We start from the raw sequence: 26,006 nt of genomic DNA, 5'->3' as shown, positions 1-26,006 counted from the left end.
ATCTTATCCAATGAGGAATCGCGGTGACGAAAAGCAGGCCAAACGAGTCCGAAGCGAGAACGCCGTGTGACGCCGGTGTCAGGCGTGTGGCGGTTCGGCGTGACTGATGACACGCTTCACGCCCGGGAAAGCGCGGCGCACCCCGCGCTCGATGTGATCCACATTGTCATGCACCTTGAGCACGCTCATCGACGGCGCGGCGCGGCAGTGGAAGTTGACGATCTCGCCGGCCTCGGTGTTGCGCACGCGGACATGATGGACGTCGTAGACCTCGGTCTCCGCGGCGAGGCGCTGCAGCGCGGCGGTGATTTGGCCGACGCGGTCGGGCGCGGCATCGGTGCCGAACGGCAATTCCGGCTCCAGCGGCTCGATATGGGTGTCGACCTCGACATCCGCCCCGAATTCGTCGCGGATGCTGGCCTCGAGTTGATGCGCGATGTCGTGGGCGGTCATCAGGCTCATATTGCCGTCGACCTCGAGATCGATGGCGACGATCAGCTGACCGCTGACGTCGTGGACCGTCACGTGATGGATGGCGAGGCCGGAGTTGCGTGCGATCACCATGATGCGTTCCCGCACGCTCTCATTGCTCAGCGCCACCGGCACCGTGGTGAAGGTGACGTCGGCTCCCCCGAGCTTGGCGTCGACAGCGGCCTGCGCCTTGCGCTTGATCTCGTCGACACGGTCGATCGGGTAGGTGCGAGGCACCTCGACGGTCACGTCGACGAAATGGATGGCGCCGACCAGCCGGACCCGCAAACGCTCGATGTCGACCACGCCCGCCACGGAACGGATCGCAGCGCTGGCCTTCTCTGCGGCGCCTTCGGGGGCGCGGTCGAGCAGTGTTTCTACGGTGGAGCGCGCAAGCCGAAATCCGAGGACGGAGATCATCACGGCCACCGCGATGGCAGCCGCTGCATCACCCCACCAGAAGCCGAGCCCGGCCAAGACAAGTCCGATGATGACGGCCACGGAGCCGAGCACATCGGAGGCGAAGTGCAGGGCATCGGCGGCCAGCGCCTGGCTGTGGGTCTCGTGCGCGGCACGGTGCAGCGCGCGCGCGCGCCAGAAGTTCACGGCGATGTCGATCAGGAGCACCAGGAACGGAGCCGCCGAGATCGCCGGCGCAGGAGCGGCCTCGCGGAGCCGGCCGTAGGATTCGACCAGCACGCCGCCAGCCAGGACATAGAGCAGGGCGATGACGCCGAGCGCCGACAGGCTCTCCAGCTTGCCATGCCCGTAATGGTGCTCGTCATCGGCCGGACGGTCGGAGACGCGGACCACCATCCAGGTGATCACGGTGGCGACGACGTCGACGGCGCTGTGCAGCGCCTCCGAGACCAGCGCGAGACTGCCGATGATGATGCCAACGGCGAATTTGGCCGCGGCCATGCTGGCGCTCGCGGCAATCGAGATCGCCGCGACGCGGGTCTTGCCGTGGGGAGGGTGGACAAGGCTGTCGGTCATGGGCGCGGATTTAGCAGCCCGCTCCCGGCCGTGAAAGCCGGGATCGCGCGGGAAGCGCTCTATTCACCGCGCAATCCGATTTTACTGCGTCTAAAAGTCAAGAGCACGTCGTCAGAGCGTCACGACGATCTTGCCGAGATGCTTGTTGGCCTCCATGTGCGCGAACGCCGCGCCGATATCGTCGAAGCTGAAGATGCGATCGATCGGCAGCTGCAGCGTCCGCGATTCGACCGCGCCCCAGATATCCGTCCTGACCGCGGCGAAGATCTCGCGGATCTCCTCGATCGAGCGGGTGCGGAAGGTGACGCCGATATAGTTGATGCGGCGTGCCGCATGCAGGTCGAAGTTGAAGTCGGCGTGGGTGCCGCCGAGGCGGCCGACATTGATGATGCGGCCCTTGACCTTGGTGGCTGCGAGATTCTGGTTGGCGACCTTGCCGGAGATCTGGTCGACGATCAGGTCGACGCCCGCACCGCCGGTCGCCTTCAGCACCTCATCGACCCAGCCGGGGTCGCTGGAATCGATCGCAAGATCGGCGCCGAATTCCTTCAGCCGGCCGCGGCGCGCAGGATCGGTCGAGGAGCCGATCACGAATGCTGCGCCCTTGAGCTTGGCGATCTGCATCGCCATGAGGCCGACGCCGGAGCTTGCGCCCTGGATCAACACGCTCTGACCCGGCTGCAGCGCGCCGTTGGTGATGACGGCGTTGTGCATGGTGGTGAGTGCGATCGGCAAGCTGGCGGCTTCGTCGAAATTCATGTTCGACGGCGCGAGGAACAGCCGGCCGTGATCGGCCAGCGTGTATTCGGCGAAGGCGGCCGTGCCGGATCCCATCACCTTGTCGCCGACTTTGACGCCCTTGGCTTCAGGACCGAGTTCGGCAACTTCGCCGGCCCATTCCATGCCGAGCACGGTGCCGCGGCCACCGGCCGATCCGTGAGCATGACCCTTGGTCATGCCGAGATCGGCGCGATTGAGGCCGCAGGCACGCACACGGATCAGCACCTGCGTGCCTTGCGGCGTGGGCTTCGAAACGTCGGTAAGGGCGGCGCCGTCGGCACCGTAGACATAGGCCTTCATCGAGACTGTCCCTGTCAGGCGAGAGGAGCAGGGACATTACTCGGTCGGTCGATGATGTGCATCGGCCAACACTGCATCCCGGCTGCACCGTTCGTTGATCGATGCAGCCCGCGTGAAAGCCTCAGCGTCGGCTCACGCAGCCACTGCCGCGGCGTCGTCGAACACCGCCGAGACATCGCGCATGCTGATGACGCCGGCGAGGGCGAAATCATCGATGACCGGCAGGTGGCGGATATGATGCACGTTCATCAGGTGGCGGACGTGCTCGAGCGTATCGGTGGTGCTGCACGAGATCAGCCGCTGCACCGAGATCAACTGCGACACCTTCATGTTGACGCCGGCGGCGCCATGTTGGGCAACGGCCCGGACCACGTCGCGCTCGGTGAACATGCCGACCGCCGTATTGCCCTCGGTGCGCACCACGTCCTTGACCACCAGCGCGCTGATGTTGCTGGCGCGCATCAACTGCGCCGCCACACCCACGGTTTCGTTCATACGCACAGTGACCACACGCGCTGTCTTGTTGCGCAGGATGTCTCCGACGTTCACGGCAGCCTCCCTCGTTTGTTGTGCCCGAAAGTCTGGTATACAAAATGCCAATTGTCAACGCCGATGGCTCCTCCTGCGTGTCACGGGATATGATTTAACCGACAGTGATACTTACGTATTTGAGGAGCTTGCTGCGGTCGAACCGTGGTTGCGGGCAGGAGCAGTCACCGACGGTAAATGATCTGGCATGCCAAGAAACAGCAAAACAAACGAAAAAAAGAGAGGCGCCGCTGGAGGCGCCTCTCTTCACGGTTGATGGTTGTCGTTCTCTCCGAAAGCCGGCGACGCGGTCACGTCATTCGGCTGCAACCTGGCTGACGGAGTTCTTGTTCTCGGAGACGCTCATCGATTGCCGGACCGGCCGCACCACGAACAACGCCAAGCCCACCACGATGAAGTTCATGACCGCGGCCACGAGAAACACCGCGTGCCAATTGCCGGAGTAGGTCTTGAGAACGTTGGCGAGCGGGACGCCAAAGGCGGACAGTCCCTTCGCGGTGTAGAGCAGGCTGGTGTTGGTCGTGGCGTATTTCGGCCCGAACATGTCGGTGCAGGTCGACGGGAACAGGCTGAAAATCTCGCCCCAGGTGAAGAAGATCAGGGCGGCGCAGATGACGAAGGTCCAGGGCGTGGTGCCGGCAGTGCCGAGCAGCCAATAGGCGAGACCGCCGGCCGTGAATGCGATCGCCATCGTATATTCGCGGCCGATCTGGTCCGACACCCATCCGAAGAACGGACGTGCGCCGCCATTGGCTAAATTATCGATGATGCCCGCTACGGTCAGCGTGGTCGCGCCGAACAGGAGGACCGTCTGGCCAACGCCGTAATCCTTGGCGATCAGCGCGATCTGGGCCGCTACCATCAACCCGCTCGCCGAGACGAGTACGAACATGACGTACAGGACCCAGAAGAGCGGAGATACAAGCATCTGGCCTGGCGTGCTGTTGGTCTTGGACTGCAGCACCTTCACGGCGCTCGCCGCCGGGGCTTCGCCGGGCAGCGGAGAGCGCAACAGCCAGGCCACCAGGAAGATGATGCCGCCCTGACCCAGCGCAAACCAGAAGAAGGTGTCGGCATAGCCGACGGATGCAATCATCATCTGGATCGGGATGACCGTCACCGCCGCGCCCGCACCGAATCCGGCTGCGGTACAGCCTACGGCGAGCCCCCGCCGATCAGGAAACCATTTGACGGCGTTGCCGACACAGGTCGCATAGATGCCGCCGGCTCCGACACCGGAGACGACGGCGCCGAGATAGAGCATCTCGAGCGAGTTGGCCCAGGCGTTGATGAGCCAGCCGAGCGCAACGAAAATACCACCCGCGGCGACCATCAGTTTGGGACCGCGTTGCGGGCCGAGCGAGTCGACGATCCATCCTTCGATCGGCGTAAGCCAAGTTTCCAGCGCGACGAAGATGCTGAAGGCGATCTGGATGCTTCCGACGTCCCAGGAATGGGCTTTCGCCATCGGGCTGACGAAGTAGGTCCATCCGTATTGAAGATTGGCGATCATGGCCATGCAGACAACGCCAATGACGAGCTGCATCCATCGGAAAGCGTTGGATGACCCTTGAGTGGGTCCAGTGGCGGCGCTGATGGTCATTCCATTTCCTCCCGCACGCGCTGTCTGATCGCGACTTGGTGTCGCGAGATTGTGGTTTATTGTCGCAAGCGTCGAAGTAGCTTGGTATATATTATTCCAGGATGCAAGCGCGTTTTCTGTGCGGGTGGGCTTTGGTTGCGGCGCGTCATCCGGCTCGCGTCGTAGATGTCGAAAAGCACGCGATCGGCCGTGCCCGCTTTCAATCTCCACGAGTCAAAAGAAAACGCCCGGCCTTGCGGCCGGGCGCTCCAGAAAAGGTCGTGAAAAGTCTTAGACGTTGGCCTTTGCGATCACATTTCTCCGCCACGGCTTGAGCACCGCGATGGCCAATAGCGACGCCAGGATATTGGCGCCGGCCGCCATCAGGAACACCCCGTCCCAATTTCCCGCCGATTGCTGCACATAGTTTGCGATCGGCACCAGGAGCGCCGCGGTTCCTTTTGCGGTGTAGAGCAGGCCCGCATTGGTGGTCGCGAATTTCGAGCCGAACGTGTCGGTGCAGGTCGAGGGGAAAAGCGAGTAGATCTCACCCCAGGCAAAGAACACGAAGCCCGAGAGGATGACGAACCAGACCGGATTCTGGCCGAACATGTACAGCGCCCAAATCCCGATCCCCTCCATGCCGAAAGCGATGAACATGGTGTTCTCACGCCCGATCTTGTCGGAGACCCAGCCGAAGAAAGGCCGCGTCAGGCCGTTCAGGACCCGATCGATGGTTGCGGCGAAAGTCACCGCCGTCAGTGTCATGCCGGCGAGCGTGACGGGGACGCTATCGATCTTCCAGTCGACTCCGATCGGTTTCAGATTGGCGGTCACCATCAATCCCCCGGCGCCGACAATGACGAACATGAAATACATCAACCAGAAGATCGGGTGACGGATCACTTCCGGCGGCGTGTAGTTCCGTCGTGTCTGCACCAGGTTGCCGGTCTGAACTACGGCTGGGACTTGTCCGGACTTCGGTGCGAGCAGCAGGAAGGCGAGGAGGACGATGATGATTCCTTGTCCGAGCCCGAAGTAAAGGAATGTGCTTTGGAAGCCGGAATCCCGAATCATGGCCTGGATCGGCGCAACGGTGAGCGCAGAGCCGGCGCCGAAGCCGGCTGCCGTGATGCCGGCAGCCAGACCCCGCTTGTCGGGAAACCATTTCAGGGCGTTGCCGACGCAGGTGCCGTAGACGCCGCCGGCGCCGATGCCCGCGACGATCATGCCGAGATAGTAGCCATTGAGCGTCGTCGCATGCGCATTGATCGTCCAGCCGATCGCGCAGAGGATTCCGCCGACGAGGACCACGATGCGCGGACCGTATTTGTCGACGAACCAGCCCTCGACCGGCACCAGCCATGTCTCGAACAGCACGAACAGCGTGAATGCCCACTGGATCGATGCGCGATCCCAACCAAATTTTTTCTGAATGTCAGGGACGAAGAATGTCCAGCCATATTGGTAGTTGGCGATCATCACCATTGCGGCGACGCCGATCGCCAATTGTGTCCAGCGATAGGTATCGCTGACCCGTCCGGCCGCAGGGGCCCTCGCTTGAACCACGTCTGTCATATCGCCTCCCGATTCGCGCCTTCTGATTGTATGGGCACGCTGCGGAGAGCATCTTTGTATTCACAATGCCAAGGTTCAAGCGGCAGACGACTGCCGCGCGAAAATGCCGCAGATCAGTTCGAGCATGATCTAACGGGCGTGGCGCGGTGTCCCAAGCGCATCGTGCCTTCGAGAGGCAATGCGCAACGGGATTGATCACGGTGGAAAAAGAATCGCGGTGGAAAAAGAAATGGCCCCGGAAGCCGGGGCCGTTCTTGGGGCGCAGAACTTCGCGCCGTGCCGGATCGCCTAGAGGATCTTACAGACCGACCCGCGGCACGTCACCGTTGCGGATCTGAATCTCGGCGAAGGTCATCAACCAGCGGTCGATCGCGGCCAGGAGACGGCCGAACACGGATACGGGCTGGACGAAGGGAAGGGCAGCAGTCTTGGCCATGGCTCTCTCTCATCAACGTGGTCACTTTCTGAGAGCAATTTACGTATACCAGATACCAGAGACAATTGGTTTTATTGCATAGCGGTATGAACTCTGTGCAGTGCAACAATATACCGCGATTTGGATTTTCAATCGATTCTGGAACTTTTAATGCAAATAAGCCGCCCAACAGGGCGGCTTATGGCAATTACGGTGCTGGTCAGTGGTAATTCGGGAGGGGGCTTGGTCGCCGCTTACTCCGCGGCTTCCTTGCGCGGGGGAGCCAGCGCGCCGGAATCGTGGATTTCGGCGACCTGGTGATCCCCGAAGCCGAGCACCTCGCGCAGGATCTCGTCGGTGTGCTCGCCGAGCAACGGCGACCGCTTCACATCCGCCGGGCTGTCTGACAGCTTGATCGGGTTGCCGACCGACAGGTACTTGCCGCGGGTCGGGTGATCCACCTCGACCAGGGTGCCGGTCTTGCGCAGCGACTCGTCCTCAGCGATCTCCTTCATCGACAGGATCGGGCCGCAGGGGATGTCGAACTCGTTGAGGATCTCCATGGCCTCGAACTTGGTCTTGGTCATGGTCCACTGCTCGATGCGGCCGAAGATCTCGTTCAGGCGCGGCAGGCGGGCTGCCGGCTTGGCGTAGTTCGGATCGGTCTTCCAGGTCGGCTCGCCGATCACGTCGCAGATCTTCTCCCAGACCGGAGCCTGGGTGATGAAATAGATGTAGGCGTTCGGATCGGTCTCCCAGCCCTTGCACTTGAGAATGCGGCCGGGCTGGCCGCCACCGGAATCATTACCGGCGCGCGGCACGGCATCGCCGAACGGAACGCCCTCGCCGAACTGGCTGTATTCCTTCAACGGGCCATGGGCGAGGCGTTGCTGATCGCGCAGCTTGACGCGGCAGAGGTTGAGCACGCCGTCCTGCATTGCCGCCGTCACGCGCTGGCCGCGGCCGGAGTGGGTGCGCTGATACAGCGCGGTGACGATGCCGAGCGCCAGGTGCAATCCGGTGCCGGAATCGCCGATCTGGGCGCCGGTCACCAGCGGCAGGCCGTCGCGGAAGCCGGTGGTCGAAGCGGCGCCGCCGGTGCACTGCGCGACGTTCTCATAGACCTTGCAGTCTTCGTACGGGCCGGGGCCGAAGCCCTTGATCGAGGCGACGATCATTTTCGGATTGATGCTCTGGATCTTCTCCCAGGGGAAGCCCATGCGATCGAGTACGCCGGGGCCGAAATTCTCGACCAGCACGTCGCACTTCTTGATCAGCTCGGTCAGCACCTCCTTGCCCTTCGGGTTCTTGGTGTCGAGCGTGATCGAGCGCTTGTTGTGGTTGAGCATGGTGAAATACAGGCTGTCCACGTTCGGGATGTCCTGCAATTGCCCGCGGGTGATGTCGCCCACGCCGGGGCGCTCAACCTTGATCACGTCGGCGCCGAACCAGGCCAGCAACTGCGTGCAGGTCGGTCCGGACTGGACGTGGGTGAAATCGAGAATGCGAACGCCCTCGAGCGCCTTGGTCATGTGTTTCTCTCCGTAACTGAATGGTCATCCCGCGCGAGCGGGCGTTGATGGCCGGCGGGTCGCCTTACTTCTTCTTGAGCACGCTCTGCGGATTGAGGTTGCCGATGCGGCCGCTCTCGGAGCCAGCCGCCGGATCGATCACAGCGTTGATCAAGGTCGGCTTGCCCGAATCCATCGCCGCGTTGACGGCGCGCTTCAATTCGTCCGGGCTGGTCGCGTTGACGCCGACACCGCCGAAGGCCTCCATCATCTTGTCGTAGCGGGCGCCCTTGACGAACACGGTGGTGGCGGGGTCGCTGCCGCCCGCATTGACGTCGGTGCCGCGATAGATGCCGTCATTGTTGAAGATCACGACGCAGACCGGCAGGTTGTAGCGGCAGATGGTCTCGACCTCCATGCCGCTGAAGCCGAAGGCGCTGTCGCCCTCGATGGCCAGCACCGGCTTGCCGGTTTCGACGGCCGCGGCGATCGCCGTGCCCATGCCGATGCCCATCACGCCCCAGGTGCCGACGTCGAGGCGCTTGCGCGGCTGGTACATGTCGATCACACCGCGGGCGAGGTCGAGCGTGTTGGCGCCTTCGTTGACCAGGATCGCATCGGGGCGTTCCTTGATGATGGTGCGGAGCACGCCGAGCGCGCCGTGATAGTCCATCGGCGAGTTGTTGTTCATCAGGCGCGGCGCCATCTTGGCGACGTTGTCCTCGCGCTTCTTCTGCACCGATGAGGTCCACTCGACCGGGGGAGCCGGCCAGTTGCTGCCCATCGCTTCGGTGAATGCTGATACGACCGAGCCGATGTCGCCGACCACGGGGGCCGCGATCTCGACGTTGGAGTCCATCTCCTTCGGCTCGATGTCGACCTGGATGAACTTCTTCGGCGCATCGCCCCAGCTCTTGCCCTTGCCATGCGACAGCAGCCAGTTGAGCCGGGCGCCGATCAGCATGACGACATCCGAGTCCTTCAGCACGGTCGAACGTGCCGCGCCCGCGCATTGCGGATGCAGGTCGGGCAGCAGGCCCTTGGCCATGCTCATCGGCAGGAACGGCACGCCGCTCTTTTCGACGAAATTCTTGATCGCCTCGTCGGCCTGCGCATAGGCCGCGCCCTTGCCGAGGATGATCAGCGGGCGCTTTGCATTCTTCAACAAGTCGAGCGCGCGCTTGACGGCGGATGGGGCAGGGAGCTGGGCCGGTGCGGGATCGATCACCTTGACCAGCGATGCGGCGCCGGCCTGTGCGTTCATGACCTGGCCGAACAGCTTGGCGGGCAGATCGAGGTAGACGCCGCCGGGACGGCCGGAGACAGCGGCACGGATCGCGCGCGCGAGGCCGATGCCGATGTCCTGGGCGTGCAGCACGCGGAACGCGGCCTTGCAGAGCGGCTTGGCGATCGCGAGCTGATCCATCTCCTCATAGTCGCCCTGCTGCAGGTCGACGATCTCGCGCTCGGAGGAGCCCGAGATCAGGATCATCGGGAAGCAGTTCGTCGTGGCGTGCGCCAGCGCGGTCAGGCCGTTCAGGAAGCCGGGCGCCGAGACGGTCAGGCAGATGCCCGGCTTCTTGGTGAGGAAGCCGGCGATCGCCGCGGCATAGCCGGCATTCTGCTCATGACGGAACGAGAGCACGCGGATGCCTTCTGCCTGCATCATGCGGCCGAGATCGGTGATCGGAATGCCCGGTACGTTGTAGACCGTCTCGATCCCGTTCAGCTTCATGGCGTCGATGACGAGGTGGAAACCGTCGGTGAGGTCTTCTTGGGTGTCCGGTGCCTCGGCCTTGATCGCGGTCTGCGCCATGCGCTTCATCTCCCTGGTACTATCGAAGGCGCCTCGCGCGTCTTCTTTGTTGAACGTCAGCTGAACAATTCCTGGCCGTGCGTCTCGACATAGGTCGCAAGGCCAAGCGTGTGGTCGCGGGCGCGCTTCTCGGCGAGCTCGGTGTTGCGCTCTTCCAGCGCTTCGATGATCGAAAGATGCTCGGGCAGCGACGCCGCGATGCGGTCGACGCGCCCGATCGTGAGTTGCCGATAGCCGCGCACGTGGAGCAGAATGTCGTTGGTCATGTCGACCAGAACCGGCGACTCCGACAGCGAGATCAGCGCCTGATGGAAGGCGATGTTGGCCTTGGAGTATTCCTCGATATGATCCTGCGGCAGGCGGTCCGGACCGAAATCCTTGAAGAAGTCGCGCAGCGCCGAGATGTCCTTCTTGCGCGCGGTGGTGGTGATCAGGCGCGCGGCCATGCTCTCCAGCGCGGCCCAGGCGCGGATCATGTCGACGATCTCGCTCTTGGTCCGCCTGACCACGATGATGCCGCGGCGCGGCACGGTCTTCACGAAACCGTCCTGCTCCAGCATCGCGATCGCTTCGCGGATCGGCGTGCGGCTGACGCCGAGGCGCTCGGACAAAGCGCGCTCGTCGAGCATCACCGGTTCCGGGCTCGCGTAGATGTCCATCTTGAGGATGGCTTCCTTCAAGGCCTCATAGGCCTTGTTCTTGAAGCTCGTCTCCGGGGCGATGCGAGCGATCGCGATGTCAGCCTCGGCCATCGGCGGCAATGCCTTAGTTGGTTTCTGCGTCGACAAGACCAATCTCCTCTCCAGCGGGAGACGTCTTCATACAGCAATTTACTGTCAAGTTTTTTGGCATGCCAGATGCCAGACTGTCAAGCTGAGTGATTTTTCAGCGTTTCCACATCTTCGCTGCGCTTGACAAACTTTGTGTCTGGCATACCAAATGCCATAAACACGTGCCCCCAAGGGAGGAAGCCCCATGTCTGACGCCGCGATACCCAACGCCAAGGCCACCATCCGCGAGGTTCTCGATCGGGTGAAGGCCGACAAGCGCACCAGCCTGACCGCGCCGGAAGGCAAATTGGTGTGCGATGCCTACGGCATCCCGGTGCCGAAGGAAGGCGTTGCAAAATCGGCCGCCGAGGCGGCCAAGATGGCGTCTGACATGGGCTTTCCGGTGGTGATGAAGATCGTCTCCCCCGACATCCTGCACAAGACCGAAGCGGGCGGTGTGATCGTCGGGGTCAAGACCGCCGACGATGCCCAGAAGGCCTATGAGACCATTCTCGGCAACGCCAAGAAGTACAAGGCCGACGCCAAGATCGAAGGCATCCAGGTGCAGCAGATGCTGACCGGCGGCACCGAGGTGATCGTCGGCTCGATCACCGATGGCTCCTTCGGCAAGCTGGTCGCCTTCGGCCTCGGCGGCGTGCTGGTCGAAGTCCTGAAGGACGTGACCTTCCGCCTGGCGCCCGCGACCAAGGACGATGCCCTGTCGATGCTCGACGGCATCCAGGCCCATGAAATGCTCAAGGGCGTGCGCGGCGGCGAGGCCGTCAGCCGCGAGGCGCTCGCCGACGTCATCGTCAAGGTCTCGCAGCTCGTCAGTGATTTCCCTGAGATCGTCGAGCTCGACCTCAACCCGGTCTTCGCCACCAAGAACGGCGCGATCGCGGCCGACGTCCGCATCGTCGTCGATTTCGACTACAAGCCGCGTCCGGCGCCGCGCTCGAACGAGGAAATCGTCACCGCGATGAACCGGATCATGAAGCCCTCCGCGGTCGCCGTGATCGGCGCCTCCGCCGAGGACGGCAAGATCGGCAATTCGGTGATGAAGAACCTGATCAATGGCGGCTACAAGGGCGCGATCTATCCGATCCACCCCAAGGCCTCCGAGATCCTCGGCTACAAGGCCTATAAGAGCGTCAAGGACGTCCCCGGCGTGATCGACACCGCGGTGTTCGCGATCCCTGCGAAGTTCGTAGCGGCGGCGCTGACCGAATGCGGCGAGAAGCAGATCCCCGGCGCGGTGCTGATCCCGTCGGGCTTTGCGGAGGCCGGCGCGCCCGAGCTGCAGGCCGAGATCGTCGAGGTCGGCAAGAAGTACAATATCCGCCTGATGGGGCCGAACATCTACGGCTTCTACTACACGCCTGCCAATCTCTGCGCCACCTTCTGCACCGCCTATGACGTCAAGGGCCATGCAGCGCTGTCGTCGCAGTCGGGCGGCATCGGCATGGCCATCATCGGCTTCTCGCGCTCGGCCAAGATGGGCGTCTCCGCGATCGTCGGCCTCGGCAACAAGTCCGATATCGACGAGGACGATCTGCTCGCCTTCTTCGAGCAGGACCCGAACACCAACCTGATCGCCCAGCATTGCGAGGACCTGAAGGACGGCCGCGCCTTTGCCGAAGCCGCCAAGCGCGTCTCCAAGAAGAAGCCGGTCGTCGTGCTCAAGGCCGGCCGCACCTCGGCCGGCGCCAAGGCCGCCTCGTCGCACACCGGCGCGCTTGCCGGCAACGACAAGATCTACGAGGACGTGCTCAAGCAGTCCGGCGTGATTCGGGCGCGCAGCCTGCGTCAGCTGCTCGAATTCGCCCGCGGCGTGCCGGTGCTGCCGACGCCGAAGGGCGAGAACGTCGTCATCATCACCGGTGCCGGCGGCTCCGGCGTGCTGCTGTCCGACGCCGTCGTCGACAACGGCATGTCGCTGATGGCGATGCCTGCTGATCTCGATGCGGCGTTCCGCAAGTTCATCCCGCCGTTCGGCGCGGCCGGCAACCCGGTCGACATCACCGGCGGCGAGCCGCCGATCACCTACGTCAACACGGTCAAGCTCGGCCTGTCGGATGACCGCATCCACGCGCTGATCCTCGGCTACTGGCACACGATCGTGACCCCGCCGATGGTGTTCGCCCGCAACATGGTCGAGGTGAAGAAGGAGATGGAGGCCAAGGGCTTCGTCAAGCCGATCGTGGCTTCGCTCGCCGGCGACGTCGAGGTCGAGGAGGCCGCCGAATATCTCTACCAGAACGGCATCCCCGCCTACGCCTATTCGACCGAGCTGCCGGTCGAGGTGCTGGGCGCCAAGTATAAATGGGCGCGCGGGGCAGGGCTGCTCTGAGCTCGCTCTAAGCTAACGACGGCCAACGACGCCGCTCCGGGACGACCGGGGCGGCAGTCGTAGCGATGTATTTAGGATGCTCTGTCATGCCCGGGTTTGACCCGGCCATCCACTCTTGTCCTCCTCACACCCGTCGGGATGACGGTGGGCCAGAGCCTTACCCTTCATCCAAACCACTGATCGCGAAGCGCGATCTCTCCTACGGGCTTTCCGGTCGCTGCTATCGATGCTTGAAGCACGCTTTGCGCATTGTAGACTAGTGCGAGCGGGAAGTGCTGTGCTGTCGTGCAGATCTGTATTGCTAGTTCTTCTGGTATTCTAAATTCAGAACTCACAGCTCGATGGAGCGTTATCGGATCGATGTCCAGCATATAGCCCCTCCTTATCATGTCTACGGCATCACTCCATTGGAGGATGCCCGCACAGGCAAGGCGTACCGCTGAATCGCATGCCATCTCTAGAATTTTGCGGTCGTCGCCAGAATAGCGGATAAATTTTGAACAAATAAATTGGTCTCGATCAACTGGCGAAAGACGTAGGGCGAGAGCCAGAAATAGCCGGTCCGATTGAACCTCTCTAAGCGCTAATCCGGATGCATCAGATCTGCCCCAAATCGAAACAGTGCGTTTAATGCGATCCACCAGTCGGTGCCATGCTCTCCGTTCAAGCGCGTCGACAAGAGGCCCGACGCAGTCTTTTATCAAGAGTATTGTTCGCGGCGTGGCCCAACATAGCAGTGTTGTTAAAGCGACCAGATGTTCAGAGCCTCTATTTAGATTTGACAGCCACCATTGATAGGCTCCTGACTTTAGGCGTGCATATCGTAGCGTTTCGCAAAGTGGGATAGATTTGTCGTCGAAGCCAGCTCCAAATGCACCTCGCTCTTCTTTTGCGCTGATGCCCGCGGAGATCAAGGCAATATCCAACAGTGCTGGCGTTCTGCCCCACTCTCTCGCGCCTGCTTCGACGATTTCAGACCACGGTCTCAAACTGTTCATCCAATCCTTGCAAGGAAGTTCGATTGCCTCGTAAAAAGTACGGAGAAACCGTTTACTTGCGTCGTTGTCTAGAAAGGGAGCGGTCGGTATGTCGCTCGGGTAATTTTCGAAGGTCTCGATATGACGTCTACTGCTAATCAGAGAGCGATAAGAGCTGCCCCTAATGAAGTCGCTGGGGTCACGTTCGAACAAGATTGTGTAAGTTGAAGGGTCCAGCGCGATTCGGAATGCTGATAAAAAAGTGATGGCTGAGCCAGTGCCGCGAAGCGAAGCTAGGCCATGTCCAGCTAGGATTTGACGGGAAGCTACCTCAAACATCTTTATATCAGATTCAATTATATCGCTTCTGTTTGCAAATTGCAGACTGAAAACCAATTCTTTTGGAAACTCTTCGAAAAGGTCGCGAGCGTCTACGAACGATATGTTGTGGAAAGCGCCAACGAATCGTCCGAGGGTAAACCAGCTGGCTTCCTTTCCGGGTTGCCTTAAGGATTTCCAGAACTCTATCGCGACTTCTTGCGATAAGCTCTCGCGCGCCGATGTAGCTAATGCGACGCAGACGTCTGAGGAGATCCCGGAGTAGAACCAGTCGCTTATCGCTTCGAGTATGTCGTTGCGACCGCAGCGCTCGGGAGGAATAAGAGAAGAGGTGGCTCTGTCTCGGATAGCGTTCGCTAGGATGATCTTGAAGCCCGGGTGCTTGGATAGGTGCGCGAGAAGCCGCTTAATCACATGCGGTTGCTGGGTAAATACCCAATCACCAAGTAGCATTAGTATCAGCAGGCGGGGATAGGCTATCTCTTTAAATCCATCTAGTTCTGAAAGTTGAATTAGTCCGTCTGCTAAAGACGACAATTCTCCGCGACTGTAGCAGCCGCAGTAGAATCGAGTGACGTTAAGCCAATAAAAGTTGCGCGCTAGAGCATCGAATCGTTCTGGTTTTGTGCCGGATTTTTCTTGTCCTGGTGGTGAGTACGGAGCGGTTTCATACAGATGTCTCGCGGCAAAATATTCCCGTAGTGGCTGAACCTCGAACTCAAAGGTGCCCTGAACGCGGGACACAAGGGCAACAACTCTCTCGGTCATTCCTGTGAATAGATCGTCGACCAGATTTGTTTGATGTCCCTCTCTGGCGAGGTAATCCCGAAGAAGTGCTCTCAATCTCTCGTCGGCTATGCTTCCAGCTCCACGTTTGTCTTCGGCATCGATCTGGATCATCCACGCCAGATATCGATGGAGCTCTATTAGTAGGTCCCTGTGCTCGCGAACAATTGGGCTCTTTTCGGCTTCTCGGCTAAAGAATAGGTCAATGTAGCTGTCGTATAGGGCTGTGCGCTTGTCTGGTAACGAAAGGCCCTTGGTCTGGATAAGGCTAAGCAAGATTGCGAGTTGCATTGGATTCCGAGCCAGGTCTCTCATGTGTGGCTGGTCCAATTTCTCCTTCAGCACCTCTTTGAATTTTTCCTTATCAGCCGATGGGAGCGATCTTGCACTCATCCATTTAGCGGCATAACTATTTATCTGCTGAAATGACATGGAAAGTAATGTCATATGGAGCCACTCGCGATCGGAAAAGCCTGGAGATTTCGCAAACGCTGCTGGTCTACTCGTAACTACAATCAGCAACGATTTGCTCGCCGCCTCTAATCGACCTGCGGCCTTCGAAATCTCTTTGACGGCCTGCATTCGAGTGGCGATGTCGGCGACCTCGTCGAAGCCATCCAGAACAATCAGGAGATGACTGTCTCGCGCTAGTGACGCCAGGTCGGAAACTGAAAAGGCGTGCCCGCCAGAGGTGTGGCCAATTTGGAAAGCTAGAAAGCTTTCCAACGATATAGGCATTTCGGTGGGGCGAACTGAAGAGAGGTCCGAGGAAAACGGGTTCCGCCCAGATATCCAACTCGCATAGTCCCGCAGGTCCACTCTTAAAGGTATGCGTAACGTACCGCTAAAGTAATCAGGTTGGATTTTTGATCGATCAAGTGCTCGGTCAAGCAGTCGAACTCGATGTACTTGACAGATGTATTGGGTAATCGTTGATTTGCCTTGCCCAGGCGCGCCTTCGAGAACTATCCGCTGCGTTGTGTCGCCATCTAGGAGAAATTTAGCAGCGCGAGGCGCGCTCTCGCGAAAATGCTCGGTTTCGTAATAGGGATGTAGTCCGGCGACCCGGTGACTCTCGTCAGAGGTGCTGATCGGGGCTAGATTCGTGTCGACAAAGAGATCAAACAAATTGTTGTACAGGTCGACCTGTTTGAACTTTACTTCCCGATCCTCTCGGTATTGCTCGGTTATATATGCTTTAATCGCACTATCTCTGCGCCTTCCCTCTTCTCCCATCGGTCCTGTGATAAGGGATTGGAGAAGATCAGTGCCGCGAATAATTTCTGGATAGCTCCATTTGATGTCGGACTTGGAATCGATGCGCCTGTCGAGATCGTCTCTCCACCAGCAGAGCGCCGGAACTTCGATTGAAGTCGACAGAGTCCTCTGCATGCGATCAATTGAGCCGGCGTCGAGGTGCGCTGTGCCCCTTACGTTGGTAAGGAGATAGTAGGCCTTAAGCCCGCGTGAGAGTAAGCCTCTGATCTTGGGAAGTTCGTTTTCCAATATATCATCCAGAAACTGATTAGCGGCTCGATCGGAGTCTCTGGAAAACTTGACCTGAAAAGCGATGAACTCTGCCCGTTTCCCCGGGATATGGGTTGTCCACGCTATGCTATCTCTTCCGCCGTCAGGTTGAGCCACCGGAAAGCACTGTGTGTCAGGAAACTCGGACGAAATAATAGATTGGCAGAGCTTTTGGAACTTTTCCGGCGATAGCTGTTCGTATAGGTATGTCATCGACTCCTCCCCCCGCCGAAGAGGATCGCAACACAAGACGTAAAATGCAACGCCTACGTGAAAGTGCTTGTGTGAATCAAGCGGGAAGGGAAGCCGTTATGTTATTGTCTTGGATGCCGGCGGGCTGCGGTCTCATCCGCGCGCAGGTCAGTCGTCGAAGCCGACGAACACCGCCGCTTCCTCGACCGATTTTCGTTCTGACACCACCGCGTTGGCCGGGAAATCGTGATCCGGCCAGCCGAGCGCGATGCTCTTCATGATGACCTGATCGTCGGCGATCCCGGCGTGCTCGCGGACCACGGGCGATTGCATGATGCCCTGGCTGTTGATCACGGCGCCGAGCCCGCGCGACCAGGCGGCATTGACCAGGGCGGTGGTCACGGCACCGCAATCGAACGGCGTATCGTCGCTGCCGTCAAGCGCGCGGTCATAGGTCACGATGATGCAGACCGGCGCGTCGAACTGGCGAAAGCCGCGCAGCACCCAGTCCTGGCGCTTGTCCTTGTCGTCGCGCGCGATCCCCATGGCGGAGAACAATTGCTTGGCCACCTGCACCTGCCGCTCGCGGTGTTGGCCCGCGAACGGCTCGCCGATACGGAATTCGCGTGATTGCGGGATGCCGGCCAGCATCCGCTCGGTGTTGCCGGCGCGGATCCGATCGAGCGGTTCGCCGGTGATGACGTAGAAATTCCAGGGCTGGCTGTTCATCGAGGACGGCGCGCGCATCGCCAAGGCGATGATCTCCTCGAGCAGCTCCTTCGGGACCGGATCGGGCTTGTAGCCGCGGATGCTGCGCCGGCCGAGGATGACGTCATCGAACTTCATGTGTCTTGATATCCGGGATGAGAGCTGAATCTGCTGAGGTCTACGAGGTTTTCTGGCTTTCGTGCAAGATTGATCGCGCTTCGCTGATCCGCCCCACGCGCTGCTTGAATCCCTGCGCTTCCTCGAGATGTAAGCCCGAAAGAAGAGATTTGAACGCTCGCGGCTTGATCTGGCTCAATTAATGGTTGCTGAATATTGTTCAGGTTGTAGTTCCGTTCGACTGCACGGGCTCGCCAGGCCACTTCTCCGAAATGTGCCTTACACGATGATTCTCCCACGGTAAGGATAGGCCGATGTTCTACATGGTAACCGCAGAAGGAATCTCCGGTGACGAGCGCTCGCGAGAGCGCTTTCTCGTCGATGCGACCAATGACAACAAGGCGCGCGACAAAGCCAGTGCCGATTCCAAGGGGCTGGGCGCACTGTCCATCGTCGTGGACCTTCAGATGGGGCCGTCCTGCACCACCTCGAACGCATTAGCCGGCCTGGCCAACTTTGCCCACAGCGACGGGAGGATCGGCGAGCCGACGAGGTCCAGCGACTTTCATTCGGCCGTGAGAGCGCTATGTCTTGTGAGCTTGGCGACGATCGGATGTTTAGCGCTTGCGCCCGTACAGGCGCAGCGGGCCGGCGGCGCCTCTGATGATGTCCAGAAAGGCCATTACTTGGCAGTCCTCATGTGCTCGAACTGCCATGTTGTCAGCTCTGCCCAAGCCATCGAACCGACCTTGCAGCCGCCTGCGCCACCGTTCGAATCGATTGCCCGACGCAGCAGCACCAGCTCTGAGACGCTGGGAGCGTTTCTGAGCACAACGCACCGCAATATCGGCAACTCCACCGGTATGCCGAATCCCGACCTTCGCGACTTTCAAATGAGGCAAGTGGGAGCTTATGTTTTGAGCTTGCGCACGTCCTCCGACGCTGCTCCCATGAGCCGGAAGCCGCCAGCAACCCGGCCGGAATTGTGCCGCGATGAAATCGCACGCGTGGAGTTGCTGATGAGCAAAGCCCGCGCGAGCGGTCAGGCGTTAGTGAGCGCCCCCGAATCGTCCGCTGCACGGCTTCATCGACAGCCTACGCTCAAATCTGTCGAGCAGGCGACGAGTGAAGCCAAGCAAAACGTCGAAACGGCTGTCGCATTCGCTCGCGAATTGGAAGCTGAAGGTCTGTATGCCGAATGCACCGCGATGCTCCAGAAAATTCAGCCGCCGTCTGGTTCACCGAACTGATTGGTATATTCATGTATCTCCACCGGATTACGGTGACAGTGCACTTAAGTGCGGCACACAACCAAGACCCAAAGCGGAAGTCTGCTTACGGGATGGTTGAAGTCGCCTTAGGCGCCTCCAGCTCGACTGCCTTCGCTATCAGCTCGGTCAGCGTCCAATTGCGAGTGAGCCAAATTGTCAACGCCGCACCGGACAAATGCCACATCCGTATTTTCTGATCTCTCAAATGGTTCAAATTGTAGGATCGGGCGATAATCCATGCGAGCCGAACACTGGGTGACGGGCGTGCTCCTTGAAGCACATACATGTAGAGCGAAAGTACATCGATATGAACGGGTTGAGCTATCTTTAGCTTTTTAAACAGGAGATCCGACTGTTCACTAGTCGCGGTATGGGCAGCTGCGGTGGGGCGACCGTCGATTTGTCGAAGTCCATACCAGTAAAGCAGCCATGGACCCGCTGCGGCAGCACACAGCGCGGTCACCGTCAGCGCGACGATAATGAAGCCTAGCCTTCGCAACATTGAGGATGACCAAGGTCAAATTCTCGTAAGACCATTAAATGGCGTATGAAAGACCGCAAATGAAGGCAACTATTAGCCCCAATGGGACGTCGGTGCAGCGACTCAGGAGATCGAGCTCTCGCGAAACTCAGCGTGGCCCAAACGCGCAGTCGGAGTGTCCTAATTCGCAAAAAAAACACGTTGTGCACCAGACAAAACGAGCCAAGTGCAAACAGCCAGCATTGGGAGGTTGAGAGCGACCATCAGCCAAAATGTTATTGGACTATCCTCACACCGGATCACTTCGCCACCCCGGATCCTTATCTCCATCTTACGAAGAGCTTCGAATAACTGCCAGCCGAGTGCCGCGAGTCCAACCATCCCGAATATCATAAAAGGCCAAGGCAACTTACGATCTCCTAAAAGGCCGCTTTAGAAGGCGGGCTCATATCACGTCAAGTCCGCGATGTCGCCTCTTGTGAAAGATGACGGTGACGGTGCACTTAAGTGTGACACGATGCGGTCAGCATCTATCCTGCAACGCGGATTATTGAGTGCACCGTCACCGTAACAGCTGAGTTCTTCCGAGTGTGAGCGAAAGCCGACCTTCCTACTTGGCGGTATCGACGTTAACAACTCGAACTCCTACAGCCGCCCGAACTCGGCCAGGGTTCGGATGACCAATGGCATGAACTCATCGCCGTCGCCGTGGCCCGCGTCCTCAAGAATATGCAGCCTGCTGGTCGTCCATCGTTTGTGAAGCTGCCAGGCCGTGGACAACGGTCCGCTGACGTCGAAACGTCCGTGGATCAGAGCGCCGGGAATGCCGTTCAATCTCGACGCGTCGCGGATCAATTGATCCTCCTCAAGAAATGCGGCGTGGCGCCAATAGTGAGTGACGAGCCGGGCAAATCGTAGCCGAAACTTCGTGTCATCAAATCGGGGATTTGGCTGATGTCCCGGTGTAAGCGAGACGTGCGCATCCTCCCATTCGCACCATGCTTGCGCCGCTCTATCGCGAACGGTCTCATCAGCATCGGCAAGCATGATCGCGTAAGCATCGACGAGCGGGATGCTGCGCAGTTGCTGCGGGACAGTCTCGGAAAAGCGTTCCCATTCCCTTGGAAAGATGCGCCCGACATCCTCAGTGATCCACTGCACCTCTGCGCGCGACGTTGTGGTCACGAATCCGAGCACCATCGCTTTCACTCTACGCGGATGGGCGTGTGCGTAGGCAAGGCCAAGCGTGGTTCCCCACGACAGGCCCAGGATGATCCAGCTTTCGATACCAAGCAGATCGCGCAGCCTCTCGATATCATCGATAAGATGGAGGGTGGTGTTGCTCGCCAGGTTCGAATTCAATTCACTTGCGAGTGGAAGGCTGCGGCCAGAGCCACGCTGATCGAACAGCACAGCCCTATAGACGTTCGGATCGAAAAATCTTCTCTGACCAATAGAGCAGCCCGTCCCTGGACCGCCATGCAGGAAAAGCGCGGGCTTGCCCGTGGGATTGCCGCAACATTCCCAGTAGATCAGGTGGCCATCCCCCACATCCAGCAATCCGTTCTCGTATGGCTCGATAGGCTGGAATTGAGCCACCGCTTTCTCCTGAATTGCGCCAAATGGGCTTTGGGAGCTTTCCATATCCTACGGAATTACGTCAGGCAAAGTCAGCTATTGGTTCCAATTCGGACCCGCCGGTCTGTGCCGGCGATGTCCGCTCACAGCGATCAACCGGACGTTGGCAGTCGGAGCGTCGAAGGGCCGTAATGGGCCTAGTACCTCGACACAGAGGTTTTGACTCTTTGTTTTTTCGCTGCTCCAGCGAGGACTTTGGGATAGGCGCGGCCTAATTTGGCGCGCGCCTGCTCGGTCGTGAACATCCATTTGATCCGGGCGCGTTCGGCGTTTCGACGTTTCTCCCATGCAGCCGTCTCTTCGACGAGGTGGGCGTAACTGTCGATGCGCCGGTCGAGACATTGCCGGACGAGGACGCCGATCTCGATCTCGACCATGTTGAGCCAGCTGGCATGCTTTGGGGTGTGATGGAACTCCAGGCGGCGCAGCAGCCGACGCGCCTGGGATTACGGCCTGGGATTACGGTGACAGTGCACTTAAGTGCGACGGGATGCGGCCAGCATCTATCCCGCAACGCGAATTATTGAGTGCACTGTCACCGTAACCGTAAGGTCAAGTGGAAGTTGTCGGTCGGCGGGCTGAAGGCCCGCTAGGGGCCCACAAGCCGAACTAAATGCCGTTGGGAGGCCATTCAGGTCAGCTTGGGGGTCTTAGCCTCGAAGTGGCGCTACTTGTTCGCCATAGCGCTACTATGCTGCTGCCAGCTGAGCGTTCCGACCGGATGACGCCCGACAGCCTGCGATCCTGCGCTACGATCAATCGTGGAGCCGGACGCCGTTTGGTTGGAGGCCGTCATCGACGTCCGACGGAACGCGTTGCGGAGGCGACTGCTATTGACCCAAGGGTTCCAGGAGGGTCTGCAGAAGTTCGTCGAGGCGCTCCATCGTCGAAGCCAAGCCATCCTTCAGACCCATGTCGATGGCCTTCTGCAGGTCTTCGGGTGAGGCGTACACAACTTTCGTTGTGACGAGCGTACGGTCGGATGCATCGTCAAAAGTAACCTCCCAACTCGATCTCGGCATCTCAGGGCTTACGATCCCGGCTTCGTCGCAAAAGCCGTCCCGAGCAGTGTAACGGTCGATCGGCTCAATCTTCAGGTAATCCAGACGATTCCAGTAGTGCTGTCCATCCGGAGTGATCATCGCATAATGCCAGTAGCCACCCTCGCGGAAATCCATATGCTTGGTTTTGGTCGTCAGCGGCTTCGGCGCGAACCACTGATCAAGCAGTTCGCTTTTGGTATGGCAGTCCCAGACGAGCTGACGCTTCGCGGCAAACTCCCTTGATATGGTAAGCGTGTGCTTCTCCTTGTCGGCGAGGAAATCGAACCGTAGGTCAGCCTTCATTTTCTACTCCATTCAACTTTGCTAGTAGCCCATCAAGATTGCTGTAGCGGCTTCCCCAGAGCGCGTGTTGCTTACCGAACCATCGCTCGGCGGCGATCAAGCGGTCTCGATTAAGCAAGCAGGTCCGGACTCGACCCGTTTTCTTCGAAACGATCAGGCGTGACCGCTCGAGCACGCCGATGTGCTTCATGAACGACGGCAGAGCCATATCGAACGGCTGCGCCAACTCGCTGATCGTTGCCGAGCCACGTCCGAGCCGCTGGATTACGGCCCTGCGGGTCGGGTCGGCCAAAGCATGAAAGACGGAATCCAGTGCGGCATTTTGGTGAGCCATACGGCTAACTATACTGGTGACGATCACTTAGATCAATGGCTAAGTTTTGTGCGCCGGCGATTGGATCCCATGAGCGCACGCCCTCAGCGCAGACCCGAGGGTCCGAGATCGGCCAAATCCGATCTCGGTGGGACGCGGCTTCTGAAGTTCAAATCGACCGAGCGCGCGGCCTGACCTGTGTCATGGCGACGCCGGAGAGCGCGAGCAGCCCACCGACGATCAGCCTGGCGCTGATGCGGTCGCCGAGGAACAACACGCTCGACATCAGGGCGAACACCGGAAGCAGCAGGCCAAAAGGGGCGACGCGGCTCATGGAGCAGCGGGCGATCAGCCAGAACCAGAGGCCGAACCCAACGATGCCTCCGACGAAGATCGTGTAGGCGAGTGCCAGCCAGCCCCATTCATCTGCCGTGACGAGGCTCGCCGCTTGTCCATATTCAAGCAGCAGCGACATCAACATGACCTGCGGCACCGTGAGCAGCGACGACCACCCCATCAACATCAGGGGATCAAAGGGGCCGTAGCGTTTGGTCAGGATGTTGGACACCGCGAATGCGAAGGCCGCCCCGACCACAAGCAGCAGCGGCAGCACGTTTGCCGACCGGCCAGGCTCGGCTGCCAGCACGACCACGCCGACGAATGCAAGCACCACTCCGGCTGATGTGGCGAGAGACGGCCGCTCCGCGAGCAGCGGCCAGGCCAGCAGGACGGTGAAGGGCGTGGCGAGTTGATAGGCGACGGCGGACATGCTGCCGGAGCCGAGCCCAAGGCCAACATAGAACAGCCCGAAATTCAGTCCGCCCAGGAACAGCGAAATCGCTGCGATCGGGCCGGCCTGCCGGCGCGTTGGCCGTTTGACGAACGGAATGAGCAGCAGAGCGATCGCCAGGAAGCGCAGGGCGAGGAAGAACAGCGGCGGAAACTCCGCAACGCCCACCTTGATGGCCACGAACTGATAACCCCAGAGCAGGGGAACGGTGACTGCGCAGACGATCTGGATGGCAGACACGGCACCGTTCCTTTCAAGACCAATCGGTCTAAATATCGGCGCGCCAAAGGCGAACGCGCCTTGGTCTTTATCTGATGAAGCGGTCGAGAAGAGCGTCCGCGGTGGTTTTGGATGTGGCCCGTGCCGGCGCCGTTTTGCCGACCACGCGCAGCCCCTCAACGAAACAGACGAGAATCCGGGCGGCACTCGAAGGCTCGACACCTTCGGCCAGCTTGCCCGCCGTCTTCGCACGGGACAATGCAGCCGCCACCCTGGCCTCCATGGCTTTGAAAAAGCTCGCGATGCGACGGTTCACTTCAGCATCCTGGCCGGCCAATTCCATGGCTGTAGCCACCAGCAGGCATCCGCGCTGGCCATTGGCACCGCTGGCGCGGTCGACATAGCCGGCCAGGAAGGTCCGCAGGCCGTCGACCGGATCGTGGCGGGAGTCGAACTCGGCATCCATCCGCGTCAAGGCATCGGCGATGTAGCGATCAAGCGCCCGCAGGAACAGCGAGTGCTTGTCGCCGAATGCGGCGTAAAGGCTGCCGCGCGAGAGCCTGGTTGCATGAAGCAGGTCCGGGAGCGCGGTGGCGTGATAGCCCTGCGACCAGAACACACCCATCGCGCGTTCGACCGCAGCATTCACGTCGAAACTTCGGGGGCGGCCACGGGACAATTGCACTCGGATGTGGCGGCTCATCGTCAATATATGGACCGATCGGTCTTAAATTGCAAGTGATCGCAAGTCGCAGGTGATCGCTGTTGCTGCACGTCCAAGCCTGCACGAGTTCTCGCTGCCTGCCGGGCAAATCACCATGCGGCTTTGTGCGATTTTGCTCCACGGCATCGCCATTCGGAGGGTGAAAACCGCCTGCGTGGAAAAATTCATTTCAGAAGCGAATTCAGCAGGAAGCGCCGTGCAGGGCAGGCCATGACGAATATTTCTCTTTCGTTTTTACCGAAATCGTGGATCATGGGCGCATCCCGCCTCGAGGAGAGGGGCGTTGCGCGCGATCGTCACGACACGTGAGGCGGGGATGCGGTGGCCGTGACCGCCTTGGCAAGCGTGCTTCGTCACGCCGACGAGCAGGGCGGATGCGGACGTGAAATCGTGTGGTCCTGACCTCCCGGTGCTGAGGTCGTGCTGACGCGAAAGCGTCATGCGCAGCGGGGGCAATCAAGCCGGTCCCCGGGGAGATCACGTATAAGCGTTAAGACCATCGCGCGGGGAATGCCGGGATGTCTCGGCTGAACCTGTGGTACCTGCCGCCTGCATTCTTTCTGCAGGCGGGCCATGGGTGCGGCCAGCGCCCGGCATTCCCCGCGCCCTCTCGATTCTCGAAGGGCAGGTCGATCGCAACACTCGGGCGTGATCCGCCGCGAGAATGCAGACGTGCATCTGGCATTTGAGCGCGCTGTTTGAAACGTGGATAGGAAAGAGTCCGACGACTTTACCCGTCGTCATTCCGGGGCACGCGAAGCGTGAACCGGGAATCCATACTCTCGGCAGATGCTGTGGGAGCAAGGTCGGGCGGAGAATGTGCCTCGCATCACGCCCTGTGATTATGGATTCCGGGCTCGCGCCTTGCAGGCGCGCCCCGGAATGACGTCGCGGAGAGAGTTCGCCTCATCGCCTCGAGGGCGCGGCGCGGCCGACAGCAAGCACGAGCTCGAACGGAGGATTCGTTCCCTCGCCTGGCAAACTTTAGGTCGCATGGAACCCGGAACCGCGGGCGATCCCCCGTTGTTGAACGGCATCTTCAATCACACTGGAGGAGAATGATGAGGACCCGTTTTGCTGTTTCACTGATTGCGGCTTCGCTGCTGGCTTCGGGCGCGGCGTTCGCGCAGTCGACCACCGTGGAAGGCGCGCATAATGGTGCGGAGGCCGGCGGCGCGGTGGCAGGTCCGCTCGGTGCAGTGGTCGGCGGCACCGTTGGGGCGGCGGTGGGCGCCGGCCTCGAAATCCCGAATGCCGTCATCCACTCGATCGACGAGGAGCGTGCGCCATCCGTGGTCGTGCACGAGCGCGTCGTGGTCGGCGAGCCGCTGCCCGACACGGTCGTGCTGCGTCCGGTGCCGCGCTACACCGAGTATCGCTATGCCGTCGTCAACGATCGTCGCGTGATCGTCGATCCGCGCACCCGCCGCGTCATCAAGATCATCGACTGATCTGACGCC

At 60.2% G+C, this 26,006-nt stretch carries 19 protein-coding genes and 1 pseudogene; 3 read left to right on the top strand and 17 right to left on the bottom strand.

Translation table 11 applies throughout. From position 1 onward, the window contains the following. Positions 1-78 precede the first annotated feature (78 nt). The 9 genes from QX071_RS30245 to QX071_RS30205 form a co-directional block, all read right to left on the bottom strand. Positions 79-1,467 (bottom strand): cation diffusion facilitator family transporter, encoded by a 1,389-nt coding sequence (locus QX071_RS30245; protein ID WP_315705502.1) that lies wholly within the window; start codon positions 1,465-1,467, stop codon positions 79-81. 111 nt (positions 1,468-1,578) lie between these two features. Continuing rightward, positions 1,579-2,547 carry a zinc-binding alcohol dehydrogenase family protein gene (locus QX071_RS30240; RefSeq protein WP_315705503.1) on the bottom strand — a complete coding sequence of 323 codons (969 nt, stop codon included), beginning with the start codon at positions 2,545-2,547 and terminating at the stop codon, positions 1,579-1,581. 132 nt (positions 2,548-2,679) lie between these two features. Beyond that, a complete protein-coding gene (locus QX071_RS30235) occupies positions 2,680-3,096 on the bottom strand; it encodes a CBS domain-containing protein (RefSeq protein ID WP_315705504.1) in 417 nt (138 codons plus the stop codon). A gap of 295 nt (positions 3,097-3,391) precedes the next feature. After that, complete coding sequence (gene oxlT, locus QX071_RS30230) at positions 3,392-4,642, bottom strand: oxalate/formate MFS antiporter (RefSeq protein WP_315705505.1); 1,251 nt, start codon at positions 4,640-4,642, stop codon at positions 3,392-3,394. Between the two features lie 327 nt (positions 4,643-4,969). After that, complete coding sequence (gene oxlT, locus QX071_RS30225; RefSeq protein ID WP_315705506.1) at positions 4,970-6,256, bottom strand: oxalate/formate MFS antiporter; 1,287 nt, start codon at positions 6,254-6,256, stop codon at positions 4,970-4,972. A gap of 298 nt (positions 6,257-6,554) precedes the next feature. After that, positions 6,555-6,692: a hypothetical protein gene (locus QX071_RS30220; RefSeq protein ID WP_315705507.1), complete on the bottom strand. Its 138-nt coding sequence runs from the start codon at positions 6,690-6,692 to the stop codon at positions 6,555-6,557. A 233-nt stretch (positions 6,693-6,925) separates the two neighbouring features. Continuing rightward, positions 6,926-8,203 (bottom strand): formyl-CoA transferase, encoded by a 1,278-nt coding sequence (frc, locus tag QX071_RS30215; protein WP_315705508.1) that lies wholly within the window; start codon positions 8,201-8,203, stop codon positions 6,926-6,928. A gap of 64 nt (positions 8,204-8,267) precedes the next feature. Next, positions 8,268-9,998 carry an oxalyl-CoA decarboxylase gene (gene oxc, locus QX071_RS30210; RefSeq protein ID WP_315705509.1) on the bottom strand — a complete coding sequence of 577 codons (1,731 nt, stop codon included), beginning with the start codon at positions 9,996-9,998 and terminating at the stop codon, positions 8,268-8,270. Positions 9,999-10,054: 56 nt separating this feature from the next. Further along, positions 10,055-10,786, bottom strand: a complete 732-nt coding sequence (locus QX071_RS30205) for a GntR family transcriptional regulator (protein ID WP_315705510.1) — start codon at positions 10,784-10,786, stop codon at positions 10,055-10,057. A 187-nt stretch (positions 10,787-10,973) separates the two neighbouring features. On the opposite strand from QX071_RS30205, the gene QX071_RS30200 reads away from it, so the two are divergent. Then, positions 10,974-13,118, top strand: a complete 2,145-nt coding sequence (locus QX071_RS30200; RefSeq protein ID WP_315705511.1) for an acetate--CoA ligase family protein — start codon at positions 10,974-10,976, stop codon at positions 13,116-13,118. 164 nt (positions 13,119-13,282) lie between these two features. On the opposite strand, the gene QX071_RS30195 is transcribed toward QX071_RS30200, so the two are convergent. Further along, entirely contained in the window at positions 13,283-16,960 is a 3,678-nt protein-coding gene (locus QX071_RS30195; RefSeq protein WP_315705512.1) for a hypothetical protein, read from the bottom strand. Positions 16,961-17,107: 147 nt separating this feature from the next. After that, the gene (locus QX071_RS30190) at positions 17,108-17,785 is read right to left on the bottom strand and encodes a nitroreductase (protein ID WP_315705513.1); all 678 of its coding nucleotides are present in this window, start codon (positions 17,783-17,785) and stop codon (positions 17,108-17,110) included. A gap of 293 nt (positions 17,786-18,078) precedes the next feature. Here QX071_RS30190 and QX071_RS30185 point away from each other — a divergent pair, with 293 nt between their 5' ends. After that, positions 18,079-19,014 carry a hypothetical protein gene (locus QX071_RS30185; protein WP_315727860.1) on the top strand — a complete coding sequence of 312 codons (936 nt, stop codon included), beginning with the start codon at positions 18,079-18,081 and terminating at the stop codon, positions 19,012-19,014. A gap of 1,147 nt (positions 19,015-20,161) precedes the next feature. On the opposite strand, the gene pip is transcribed toward QX071_RS30185, so the two are convergent. The 6 genes and pseudogenes from pip to QX071_RS30155 form a co-directional block, all read right to left on the bottom strand. Further along, positions 20,162-21,115: a prolyl aminopeptidase gene (gene pip, locus QX071_RS30180; RefSeq protein WP_315705515.1), complete on the bottom strand. Its 954-nt coding sequence runs from the start codon at positions 21,113-21,115 to the stop codon at positions 20,162-20,164. Between the two features lie 176 nt (positions 21,116-21,291). Further along, positions 21,292-21,597, bottom strand: a pseudogene (locus QX071_RS30175) (transposase); the annotation flags it as partial. 387 nt (positions 21,598-21,984) lie between these two features. Next, complete coding sequence (locus QX071_RS30170) at positions 21,985-22,500, bottom strand: SRPBCC domain-containing protein (RefSeq protein ID WP_315705516.1); 516 nt, start codon at positions 22,498-22,500, stop codon at positions 21,985-21,987. After that, positions 22,490-22,834 (bottom strand): metalloregulator ArsR/SmtB family transcription factor, encoded by a 345-nt coding sequence (locus tag QX071_RS30165; RefSeq protein WP_315705517.1) that lies wholly within the window; start codon positions 22,832-22,834, stop codon positions 22,490-22,492. Before QX071_RS30165 ends, QX071_RS30170 begins: the two co-directional genes overlap by 11 nt. 148 nt (positions 22,835-22,982) lie before the next feature. After that, the gene (locus QX071_RS30160; protein WP_315705518.1) at positions 22,983-23,843 is read right to left on the bottom strand and encodes a DMT family transporter; all 861 of its coding nucleotides are present in this window, start codon (positions 23,841-23,843) and stop codon (positions 22,983-22,985) included. 67 nt (positions 23,844-23,910) lie between these two features. After that, entirely contained in the window at positions 23,911-24,525 is a 615-nt protein-coding gene (locus QX071_RS30155) for a TetR/AcrR family transcriptional regulator (RefSeq protein WP_315705939.1), read from the bottom strand. A gap of 1,082 nt (positions 24,526-25,607) precedes the next feature. On the opposite strand from QX071_RS30155, the gene QX071_RS30150 reads away from it, so the two are divergent. After that, a complete protein-coding gene (locus QX071_RS30150) occupies positions 25,608-25,997 on the top strand; it encodes a DUF1236 domain-containing protein (protein ID WP_315705519.1) in 390 nt (129 codons plus the stop codon). Positions 25,998-26,006 lie beyond the last annotated feature (9 nt).

The organism is Bradyrhizobium sp. SZCCHNS1022 (assembly GCF_032484835.1).
GTDB lineage: Bacteria > Pseudomonadota > Alphaproteobacteria > Rhizobiales > Xanthobacteraceae > Bradyrhizobium.
This window is presented reverse-complemented; position numbering and strand designations above follow the sequence as displayed.